Source organism: Microthrixaceae bacterium (genome assembly GCA_023957975.1).
Taxonomy (GTDB): Bacteria; Actinomycetota; Acidimicrobiia; order Acidimicrobiales; family Microtrichaceae; genus JAMLGM01.
Genome location: JAMLGM010000003.1, coordinates 189,912 through 200,346 on the forward strand (window position 1 = coordinate 189,912; position 10,435 = coordinate 200,346).

The following is a 10,435-nucleotide window of genomic DNA, read 5'->3' on the forward strand; positions in this document are numbered from 1 at the left end:
TTACACTTCGCCCATGTCCTCCCACCCGTTCATGCGGCTGTGGCACCACGCCCGCCGTCACCGCTCGCGGCTCGTGCTCGCAGCGTTCTTTTCGACCTTCAACAAGGCGTGCGATGTCGCTCCAGAACTGCTGATCGGGGTCGCCATCGATGTGGTCGTGCGAGGCGACACGTCGATGCTGTCGAGGGTCGTCGGAGTCACCGATCGTTTCGATCAGCTCCTGGTGTTGGCCGCATTGAACGTCGCGGTGTGGATTCTGGAATCCCTCAGCGACTACATCGCGCACCTGCTGTGGCGCGGCCTGGCGCAGTCGATCCAACACGATTTCCGCATCGGCGCCTACCGCCACGTCCAGCAACTCGAGGTGGCCTGGTTCGAGGACACGACGAGCGGCGGACTCCTGGCGGTGCTCAACGACGACGTGAACCAGCTCGAACGGTTCCTCGATCACGGCCCCGACAACATCCTGCAGACCTTCTGGAACGTCGTGTTCGTCGGCATCGTGTTCTTCACGACCTCGCCGACGCTGTGGTTGTTCGCCTTCCTGCCGATCCCGATCATCGTGGTGGGGTCGATCCGGTTTCAACGCCGACTCGAGCCGTTGTACGCGGACGTCCGGGAACGGGTCGCGGACCTGTCCTCGCTGCTGTCGGGCAACCTCGGCGGCATCACCACGATCAAGGCGTTCACCGCCGAAGAACGAGAGGCCGACCGTCTCGAGGTCGTGTCACAGGCCTACGTCGACTCGAACCGGCGAGCGATCCGGTACTCCTCGGCCTTCGTTCCGCTGATCCGTATGGTGATCCTCGCAGGGTTCACCTGCACGCTGGTCGTCGGTGGACGAATGGTGATCGACGGCACCCTCGAGGTGGGTTCGTATTCGGTGCTCGTCTATATGACCCAACGGCTCCTGTGGCCGCTCACCTCGCTCGGTGAGACGTTGGATCTCTACCAGCGTTCGATGGCGTCGATCCGTCGTATCACCGACCTGTTGGAGGTGCAGCCGAAACTCGTCGGCGGACCCGACGCACTCGACGAGCCGGTTCGCGGTGAGGTGGAGTTGCGCGACGTGCATTTCGGCTACGGGAACGGACCCGACATTCTCGACGGCATCTCGATGCGAATTCCGGCGGGGCAGACCCATGCCGTCGTGGGGGCGACAGGGGCGGGAAAGTCGACCCTCGCCCGTCTCGTGTTGCGGTTTCACGACCCTCGATCGGGCGAGGTGCTGGTCGACGGCCGCGACGTGTCACAGCTCGGCTTCGTGTCGTTGCGCCAGGCCATCGGCTACGTCAGTCAGGACGTCTTCCTCTTCCAGGGAACGGTTCGGGAGAACCTGGCCTTCGGTCGTCCCGACGCGTCCGAGGAAGAGATCGTCACGGCTGCACAGCTCGCCGAGGCACACGAGTTCATCGAGGCGTTGTCGGATGGCTACGACACGATTGTCGGCGAACGGGGCCAGAAGCTCTCGGGTGGCCAGCGCCAACGGCTGTCCATCGCCCGCGCCATTCTTCGGGACCCAGCGATCCTGATCCTCGACGAGGCGACCTCGGCCGTCGACAACGAAACCGAGGCGGCGATTCAACGGTCGCTCGCCCGGGTGGCAGAGCACCGCACGGCGCTGGTGATCGCTCATCGCTTGTCGACGGTGCGCGACGCCGATCGAATCTGGGTCCTTGAGGCGGGCGGGGTGGCCGAGTCGGGAACCCACGACGAACTAGTTGCCGCAGGTGGCCTGTACGCGGCGCTGTGGCGGGTGCAGACCGGCGAGGTGAGCTCCTGAGCCTGCGCAGGTGGTCGCGTAGACTGGTGCACGATGACGGCACAGATACTTGATGGTGATGCGGCTGCAGCTGCGGTGAAAGACGACCTCCGCGGGCGGATTGCTGCGCTGGCGGAACGCGGGGTCGTGCCGGGACTTGGCACGATCCTGGTCGGCGACGACGGCCCGTCGCACAAGTACGTGGCGATGAAACACGCCGATGCGGCAGAACTCGCAATGGCGACGACCGACATTCGGCTGCCTCAGGACGCGACCCAGGCCGAGGTCGAAGCGGCGGTGGCGCAACTGAACGCCGACCCGGCGATCGACGCGTACATCATGCAGTATCCGTTCCCGAAGCATCTCGACTTCGCTGCAGCGATGGAAAAGGTGTTGCCGCGCAAGGACGCGGACGGGATTCATCCGTTCAACCTGGGTCTGCTGGTGATGGGCGAGGAGGCCCCCCTGGCGTGCACCCCCGCGGGGATCGTGAGGCTGCTTGAACATCACGACATCGAGATTGCGGGCCGCCATGTGGTCATCATCGGGCGGGGCCTCACCATCGGCCGCCCCCTCGCCAACCTGCTCAGTTTGAAGTCGGTTTGGGGCAACGCTGCGGTCACGGTGGTGCATACCGGAGTCCAAGACATCGGGCAGTTCACCCGCAGTGCCGACATCGTCGTCGCTGCGGCGGGCAGTCCGGCGATGCTGACCAAGGAGATGATCCGCCCGGGCGCGGTCGTCGTGGCGGCCGGGGTGAGCTTCGTCGACGGCAAGGTGGTCTCGGATGCCGCCGACGACGTCGCCGAGGTGGCGTCGTGGCTTTCGCCCCGCGTGGGTGGGGTCGGCCCGATGACGAGGGCCATGCTCCTGGCCAACACCGTGGCAGCGGCCGAACGTTCGACCGACGCCGCAGCGCTCGGAATCCCGCTGTGACCAGGATTTCCGATCTGTTGGCCGAGGGGCCGACGTTGTCGTTCGAGTTCTTTCCACCGGCCACCGCGGCTGGGGTGGACGCGCTCGATGCCGCAGTGGCCGAACTGGCGGTGCTCGATCCGTCGTTTGTCTCGGTGACCTATGGGGCCGGAGGGTCCAACCGCGATCGCACCCGTCAGATCGTCGCTCGGATCACCGAATCGCAGCGTTACCCGGCGATGCCTCACCTGACCTGCATCGGCCACACCCGCGAGGAATTGGTCGACCTCGTCGACGGCTACCTCGCCGCGGGAATCGAGAACATCCTGGCGCTCGCCGGCGATCCCCCGGCCGACGGATCGCCGGCGATCGGCGATTTCGAGCACGCCGCCGACCTCGTCGAGTTGATTCGAACACGTTCCGACGCAGCGGTGGGGGTCGCGGCGTTTCCCGAGGGGCATCCGCGTTCGGCGTCGCTGTCCCAGGACCGTCGCCACCTCGCCGCCAAGTTGCAGCGGGCCGATTTCGGCATCACCCAGTTCTTCTTTCGCTCCGAGCACTACTTGGCGATGCGCGACGATCTCGAAACGCTGGGCTGTGAGGTGCCGGTCCTGCCGGGTCTGATGCCCATGTTGAACCCCACCGCCGTCAAACGGTTCGCCGACATGAACGGGACGTGGTTCGACACGGCGTTGGCGGACAAGGTCGAGGCCGCGGATGAGTCCGATCGGCTGATGATCGCAGCCGATGCCGCCGCCGAGCTCGCCAATAAACTGATCGCGGCGGGAACCCCAGGGATCCACGTCTACTGCCTGAATCGGGCATCCACCGCGATCGCGTTGGTGGAACGTCTCACCGCATTTCGTTGATTCTTGCCTTGACCCGAGGCGGCGCGGCCCGCACAGTCGTTGCGGGAGCGTCGGACGGCGAACCCGGCGAGCCCTAGACGGTGAAGAACGGCAGTGAATGACGACGATACGATTCGGCCCACGGTGAGCGGGGCGAGGTCGAAACGACAGATTCGGACATCGGGCGGGGCGCCGGAACAGGCGCCCGCTGTTGTCATGGCCGTGGCCGCGTCGCCGCGCCGTCGCGTTTCGCAATGCGGTGGCACTTTGGTCGAAGCGCTGTTGGCGATCGCCATCTTGAGCATCCTGCTGCTCGGGGTCATGGCGGCACTGACCACCACGGCCACGGTGTCGCGGTCGACCGGGCAGATTGCGGCGACGCGGAGCGCGTTGTCCACGGTGATCGAGCGGGCAGGAGCCGCTGCGTACCCGGGGTGTGACGCTGCGGGAGCGGTCGATACGCGTTTGCATGACTCGACGAGCCGCTCGTTGGTCGAGGCGCCCGACGGATACGGATTCGAAGTGGTCGCTGTTGCTTCGGCGCACCCGCAGGCCGCCTCCTGTCAGGCCTCCACCAGCGCGGTGCTGGTGACGATTCGGGTGAGTCATCTCGACTCGGGTGAGGCGCTCGACGGTCAGGTGGTCATTCGGGATCGGGGGACGCCGTGAAAGCGCTGCTGGTCGCTCGACGTCGGGCGATGAACAGTCAGCGGGGGCTGACGCTGATGGAGGTGTTGTTGACCTCCGCGATCTCCACGATCATCGCGGTCCCCGTGCTGGCGTGGATGATCACGGCGTTTCGTACCGATGCCGTCGTTCGAGCGACCTCCACCCGCACACAACTCGTCACCCAGATCACCCAGTACTTCCCTCGGGATGTGGCCTCATCGGCCGGGGTGATCTACACCAGCGAGGGCGGCGCCGCCCCGGGCGTGGTCAACTACGACTGCGAAGCGCCTCAGGGCAACGTCGCGGTGTCGATGCGTACCAGCGATGGCGCCGGGCTGGTGGTGATCGCAGCCGTGGAGGACGAGGCCGGTTCAGTCTCGTTGGTGCGCCGGGTATGTGCGATCGGTGGGCCGGTTCTCAGCTCCACCGATCTTGGAACCGGCCTTCGCGGTGAGGCGTCGACCATCGTGCGCGCCGTCGCCCACAAGGGAAGAGCGTTCACCGATGACGAGGTCAGCAGCGTCGACCTGATCGTCGATCTGCCGAGCGCGCGGCCGGTTGTGGTCAGCGGTTCGCGCAAGGTGGGCGCGGACGCGGCGGGTGCCCCATGAAACGATTGCGAACGCACCTCGATCCCGCCCGGCGGTCTCGTCCGCAGGACGAACGCGGCTATGTGCTGTTGACGGTGCTCGTCGCCACGATGATCTTCGGACTCATCGTGGTGGCGCTGCTCTCGATGGTTCAGACCGACGCTCGTGTGCAGCCGACCTACATCAACTCCGACAAGGTGAAGCGGGCCCTAGATGGCGGGCTCCAGACCGGCATTGCCCGGATCAAGGCGGTTCCGACAGCGGCCTTGAGCGCCTCCACCGATCCATGCGTGGGGATGGCCGGTTCGAATGGCATCGAAATCGAAGGCCGCACCGTCGAGGTGTCGTGTGTGAAACGTGCTGACGCGGCGCCGATCTGGGTGCCGACGACGGGAGACGGTGGAACCGCCCTGGCCGTCACCGGACGGTGGCCTGCACGTAGCGACCTCAAAGAACAGCTGATGAAACCGACGTGGAGCGGCGGTGGTGGGTTCTCCGAAAACTGGGCGGACGGGTTGCTCGACGCGTTGGGCGTCGTCGAACCGAACACGCCGGGCTTGTTCGCGCTCGGGCCGAATCCCCCGACGGTGCACGGCGATGTCGCGGTGAAACACTGGTTCCTCGGTGCCACCCCGAAGGCCAACAGAAGCGCACTCGAGGTTCGAGGTTCGTTCCAGCAGGGCGACAACAAGGAAAAGGCCTGCAACCTGCTCAAGGAGTGGACGATCAAACCGTTGGGGGTGTCGATCCCGCTTGGCTTCATCGGTAACGTGGAGGCGACGGGAGCGAAGAACTGTGCGAGCCCACCGGCCGACTCGGAGTTCGATCGGCCCGACACTGATGGGTTGGCGGTGCGAACGCTCGATGCCGCGGCCTGTGTCGACGGCAAGGTCCTCGCCCTCGAACCCGGGCGTTACGGCCCCGATGCGGTGGCCGTGCTGAATCAGTGGCTCGCTCCCGGGCCGTGCCAGAACGCGGTGCTGTGGTTCCAACCCGGTACCTATCGCTTCGACGCGGGTGGGACGTTGACAATGGCCAACCTGGCGATTGCGGACCCGTCGATGCAACTCGTGTTCGGCACGTGGGCCGGCGCTGCGACGTGGACGCCGTTCACGCTCGGAGCCCCCCATTGCGACCCCGATTCGGCCGGGGTGTCGGTCACGCTGGGCGCGACGACCCGGATCGCCCACACAGCGGGCCGGATCTCGATGTGCGGCGACCCGGCGACGAATGCGTCGCCCACCCCGGTTCTCACCCAGCTCGATCCTCCGGCGACGATGGACGCCAGCGGGACGTTCCGTTGGGCGGTGGACTCGACGAGTGCCGAGCGTTGCACCCGGGTGAACGGGGAGGTCGACTGCACCGCTCCGATTCCCGTTCCGGAGATCACAGCGACGACCGGCGTTGCTCCTGTCGGCTTTCCCGCGGGCGGCGACGGGTGGGATAACAGCGAGGCGACCCGTGTATGGGACCGGATCGGGTGCGACGGGCCGTGCTATCCGGTGTGGAGGATGTCGGGCTGGGGTCCGATCAATCCGACCGGTGAAGACGCACCGTTGAGCACAGCGGAGATCCACCTTCGCGGGGCCTACACCGATCTCAACGTGTTGGATGGCAACACGAAGTTCTTCGCTGACGTGACCCTTGCCGATGGCACCAATTGCATCTCGGGTGTCGGAAACAAGGTGCCTTCGATCAACAACACCGCCGGAGATCTCGTCATCAACCTGTTGAACAAGGGTTATGGATGCGGGGCACTCATCGATTCGGCCGACGACCTGGTGGGGGCGAGTATCCAGATCCGCGGCGCCATGACCGGTTCGGGTAACGGGAACTTCCGCCTGGACTACGTCTGGCTGGAGTTCGCCACGAGGGTTCCGCGCGACCATGAGGTCCGGATGGATCGGGCCGGCGGGACGTCATTCACCGCGCATGGGGTGGTGTATCTGCCGACTTCGTTCCTGCGGGTCATCTGGGCCGATACCGCCGCTCCTGCGTTGGGAACCGATCTCCCGGTGGTCATCGGTCAGTTGGCGGCCGCTTCGGTGCTGAGCGCCACGGGTGAGGGCAGCAGTTGGCGGGTCGGATCGTTGGCATCGCGAAGCATCGCAGCGGTCGGGCGGAGTGTGACCCTGCAGGCCTCGATCGACGGCCGGCTCTTGGCGAGTGCGGATGTCACGATCAACGACTGGGATGTTTCGACGTTCAGCATCGCGGCCGCGCGAGGCCTCGAGACGGCCAACTGGGCGTATTGCAACAAGGAACTCACGCCGACCGCGACCTGTTCGACGCCCTGACCGCGCCCTGACGCCGCGCCCCAGCCTGTTCTCCGATAACCAGTGGTCGTGATCACGACCACTGGTTATCGGAGAACAGGCAGGCGGGAGGTCAGGGCGCTCAGCGGCCGGTGCCGGACCCGCCGGCGATGCTTCGTATCGTGCGAACCGCGACGCGCAGGTCGAATCTCAGGTTCTGATTGCGCAGGTAGAAGAACTCGTACTGCAGCTTCTCCAGAGCGTCGCGGTCGTCGCTCGCATAGCCGTACTTGACCTGAGCCCATCCAGTGAGGCCGGGGCGCACCAGGTGCCGGAGTTGGTAGAAGGGCAGCTTCTCGCTCAGTTGTTCCACGTAGTGCGGCTGTTCCGGTCGGGGACCGACGACCGCGAGATCGCCGCGAAAGATGTTGATCACCTGCGGCAACTCGTCGAGATGACTCCTGCGGAGGAACCGCCCGAAGCTGGTGATGCGAGGGTCATCGGCCGCGGTCCACGGTGTCCCATCCGGCCCGGCGACGGGGCCCGAGGTCATCGTGCGGAATTTCAGAATCGTGAAGGTCACTCCGCCCTTGCCGACCCGCGGCTGGCGATACATGAGCGGACCACGGTTGGCGACCAGGTTTCCGACCAGCACCACCGGGGTGATGCCGATGAGCACGACGAGGCCCGCCGCTGCGCACGCGAGGTCGAAGAGGCGCTTCATCCGGCCGTAGGTACTGCGGTGAACCTCTCCGATATCGAACAACAGCGACGTGCGCTCGAGTTCACTGAGCGGAAGTTTGCCCAGCCAGGTCTCATAGAACGCCTCCAGCGTGCGGATCCGAACGCCAGCGGCGTGCAACGAGGCGGCCTGAGCGATGATGCGGTCGTCGCCCTGGGCTAACCGGTCGAGGACCACGACCGTGGCCGCCACGTTGTGGACGGTTGCGATGAGCGGGTTGCGGCCCGGATCGCCGGAGGCGTCTGCGACGCTCAGTGCGGTGGCGATCGACGCGCTGCGTTCGGGCGAATCAGCCAGGTCGTCGAGCAACCGCGCCCGCTCGGCATCGGTCGACACGAGCAGGATGCGGTCGCGCTGTTCCCCCCGTTGATCCCCGCGCCGCACGAGTGCATTGGCGAGAACCTGGATCGGCAACACCATCAAGACGGTTCCGAACACGACGAACCTGGGGAGCAGCGCATCGCCGAGGACGAGTTGAACCGCCGACATGCCGAGTGCGGCCGCCAGCGCTGCAGCGGTCGCATGAAAGAACGCCGCGCGCGCCGATCGAGGCTGGTCGGGGAGGCCGAGCGCGTACGCCGCGACCGCCAGCATCGAGATGTAGGCGAGGGCCCAGAGCACACGGCTCGATGCGGTGAAGTCGTATGGTGGGTCGGCGATGAACCGTGCGTGTGCCTTCGACAGCGCCAGCACCACGACCGCACCGGCGCCGACACTCATCAACCGGGCGACGCGACGCATGCACTCAGGCTACGGACAGGGCCGATGATTCCCTCGTGGGCGCACCGAAGTGAGCCGAAGGACCTACCCGTCGGCCTCGGTTTCCGCAGGCTTGCGCGGCGCTGTAGCTTTGGTTGACGTTTCACGCCGCCCAAGGGGAGGATTCATGAGCTCCGAAACCACTGTCGTCGAAGAACTCGAAGCCGTCGCCAACGACGTTGCGCCCAGCGCCGACGCAGCGCTGGTCGAAGAGGAACTGCTCGTCGAGGAGATCTCCATCGACGGCATGTGCGGCGTCTACTGATCCGCAGCCTGGTCAGTAGACGATCGAAACGGCCCACCCGTTGACGAATGCGGTTCGAGCGCTGCTCGATCGGCCCTACGAACTTGATCCGATGGTTTCGCTGCGGCCCGAGCCGTTCGGCGCGCTCGCGTACCATTTCGGCAACCGCCGCCTGAGCTTCCTTCGCAACCACGACATGGTGCGCGTCGTCGAATCCCTCGGCGCACACGACAGTGTCGCCGATGCGCTGGAGGCGGCCGGAGTCGAACGGCGGCGATGGCCGTCGTTCGAAAAAGCGCTCGCCACCCTCGAGTCATCGGAGATGATCCGTGTCCGTGCATGAACCTCTCGAACTGAACGTCCAGAGCGGCGCTGCGCCGGCCGTACTCGCGCCGAATGGACGTACAACGATTCCGGTGATCACGACGCAGCCGCCGGCGCCGAAGCGGTCGACGCTGACCGACGACATGAAACGGGGCCTCGATGCTCCGATCTGTCTGACGTGGGAGCTCACCTACGCCTGCAACCTCGCGTGCGAGCACTGCCTGAGCAGCTCCGGGCGCCGCGATCCTCGCGAGTTGAGCACCGAGGAGTGCTTCGCGGTCATCGACGAACTCGAACGACTCCAGGTTTTCTACGTGAACCTCGGCGGCGGGGAACCGATGCTGCGGCCCGACTTCTTCGAGATCATCGAATACGCGGTGAGTCATCACGTCGGGGTGAAGTTCTCGACCAACGGCACCTACATCGATGCTGAGACCGCGACGCGGCTGGCGTCGATGGACTATCTCGACATCCAGATTTCCATCGACGGCGCGACCGAGGACATCAACGATCCGCTGCGCGGCGACGGGTCCTTCGCCAAGGCCATCGCAGCGATGGAACACCTGCACGCCGCCCAGTTCGGTCCGTTCAAGATCTCGGTGGTGGTGACGCGTAACAACGTCGATCAGCTCGACGATTTCGCCGCGATCGCGGCGCGTTACGGGGCACAGCTCCGGGTGACGCGCCTGCGTCCCTCAGGACGCGGCGCCGACAGCTGGGATGAGCTGCACCCGACGATGGATCAGCAGCGTCAGCTCTATCACTGGTTGAAAGACCGGCCTGAGGTGCTGACCGGCGACTCGTTCTTCCACCTTTCCGCCTTCGGTGAAGCGCTGCCGGGTCTCAACCTGTGTGGTGCGGGCCGTGTGGTCTGTCTTATTGACCCGGTCGGCGACGTGTACGCATGCCCGTTCGTCATTCACGACGAGTTCCTGGCGGGCAACGTGCGTGACGCCGGCGGGTTCACGGCGGTGTGGCGCAACTCGGAGTTGTTCACCTCGTTGCGTCAGCCGAGTTCGCCCGGGGCCTGTGGTTCCTGTGGGAGCTACGACGCATGCCAGGGTGGTTGCATGGCCTCGAAGTTCTTCGTCGGACTCGAGCTCGACGACCCCGACCCGGAATGCGTAAAGGGCCATGCTGAGGAGCTGTTGGCGGCCCGGGTTCCGGGAACGGCGCCGGTTCCTTCCGTCGACCACAGTCGGCCAGGAATCGAGCGAACCTTCGGGCGCACCGGTGTCTCCATCGGCGCCAAGCCGCAACCTGTCGAGGCTCGAGTTTCCGAACCGGCCACGTTCACGTGAGTCTCACCGACCCACTCCGAATCGGC

Annotated in this window: 10 protein-coding genes; 9 read left to right on the forward strand and 1 reads right to left on the reverse strand. The window is 65.6% G+C overall.

Annotated features, from left to right (window positions below):
• The first annotated feature begins 13 nt into the window (after positions 1 to 13).
• The 6 genes from M9952_05840 to M9952_05865 all read left to right on the forward strand — a co-directional run bounded on the left by M9952_05840 (position 14) and on the right by M9952_05865 (position 7,081).
• Positions 14 to 1,783 carry an ABC transporter ATP-binding protein/permease gene (locus M9952_05840; GenBank protein MCO5312445.1) on the forward strand — a complete coding sequence of 590 codons (1,770 nt, stop codon included), beginning with the start codon at positions 14 to 16 and terminating at the stop codon, positions 1,781 to 1,783.
• 33 nt (positions 1,784 to 1,816) lie between these two features.
• The gene (locus M9952_05845; protein MCO5312446.1) at positions 1,817 to 2,698 is read left to right on the forward strand and encodes a bifunctional 5,10-methylenetetrahydrofolate dehydrogenase/5,10-methenyltetrahydrofolate cyclohydrolase; all 882 of its coding nucleotides are present in this window, start codon (positions 1,817 to 1,819) and stop codon (positions 2,696 to 2,698) included.
• Positions 2,695 to 3,546, forward strand: a complete 852-nt coding sequence (locus tag M9952_05850) for a methylenetetrahydrofolate reductase (GenBank protein ID MCO5312447.1) — start codon at positions 2,695 to 2,697, stop codon at positions 3,544 to 3,546. Before M9952_05845 ends, M9952_05850 begins: the two co-directional genes overlap by 4 nt.
• Positions 3,547 to 3,639: 93 nt before the next feature.
• Positions 3,640 to 4,194 carry a hypothetical protein gene (locus tag M9952_05855; protein ID MCO5312448.1) on the forward strand — a complete coding sequence of 185 codons (555 nt, stop codon included), beginning with the start codon at positions 3,640 to 3,642 and terminating at the stop codon, positions 4,192 to 4,194.
• Entirely contained in the window at positions 4,191 to 4,805 is a 615-nt protein-coding gene (locus tag M9952_05860) for a prepilin-type N-terminal cleavage/methylation domain-containing protein (protein MCO5312449.1), read from the forward strand. Before M9952_05855 ends, M9952_05860 begins: the two co-directional genes overlap by 4 nt.
• On the forward strand, positions 4,802 to 7,081 hold the full coding sequence (locus tag M9952_05865; GenBank protein MCO5312450.1) for a hypothetical protein: 2,280 nt from the start codon (positions 4,802 to 4,804) through the stop codon (positions 7,079 to 7,081). Before M9952_05860 ends, M9952_05865 begins: the two co-directional genes overlap by 4 nt.
• A 100-nt stretch (positions 7,082 to 7,181) precedes the next feature.
• On the opposite strand, the gene M9952_05870 is transcribed toward M9952_05865, so the two are convergent.
• A complete protein-coding gene (locus tag M9952_05870) occupies positions 7,182 to 8,522 on the reverse strand; it encodes a sugar transferase (protein MCO5312451.1) in 1,341 nt (446 codons plus the stop codon).
• Between the two features lie 145 nt (positions 8,523 to 8,667).
• On the opposite strand from M9952_05870, the gene mftA reads away from it, so the two are divergent.
• The 3 genes from mftA (at position 8,668) to mftC (ending at position 10,409) form a co-directional block, all read left to right on the forward strand.
• Complete coding sequence (gene mftA / locus M9952_05875; GenBank protein MCO5312452.1) at positions 8,668 to 8,805, forward strand: mycofactocin precursor MftA; 138 nt, start codon at positions 8,668 to 8,670, stop codon at positions 8,803 to 8,805.
• A 40-nt stretch (positions 8,806 to 8,845) separates the two neighbouring features.
• On the forward strand, positions 8,846 to 9,127 hold the full coding sequence (gene mftB / locus M9952_05880) for a mycofactocin biosynthesis chaperone MftB (protein ID MCO5312453.1): 282 nt from the start codon (positions 8,846 to 8,848) through the stop codon (positions 9,125 to 9,127).
• Positions 9,128 to 9,200: 73 nt separating this feature from the next.
• Positions 9,201 to 10,409 carry a mycofactocin radical SAM maturase gene (mftC, locus tag M9952_05885; GenBank protein ID MCO5312454.1) on the forward strand — a complete coding sequence of 403 codons (1,209 nt, stop codon included), beginning with the start codon at positions 9,201 to 9,203 and terminating at the stop codon, positions 10,407 to 10,409.
• The last annotated feature ends 26 nt before the right edge of the window (positions 10,410 to 10,435 follow it).

Coding starts and splice junctions, on each gene's coding strand:
- M9952_05865 (MCO5312450.1), top strand. CDS start 4,802: ATGAAACGATTGCGAACGCACCTCGATCCCGCCCGGCGGTCTCGTCCG.
- M9952_05845 (MCO5312446.1), top strand. CDS start 1,817: ATGACGGCACAGATACTTGATGGTGATGCGGCTGCAGCTGCGGTGAAA.
- M9952_05870 (MCO5312451.1), bottom strand. CDS start 8,522: ATGCGTCGCGTCGCCCGGTTGATGAGTGTCGGCGCCGGTGCGGTCGTG.
- M9952_05840 (MCO5312445.1), top strand. CDS start 14: ATGTCCTCCCACCCGTTCATGCGGCTGTGGCACCACGCCCGCCGTCAC.
- mftA (MCO5312452.1), top strand. CDS start 8,668: ATGAGCTCCGAAACCACTGTCGTCGAAGAACTCGAAGCCGTCGCCAAC.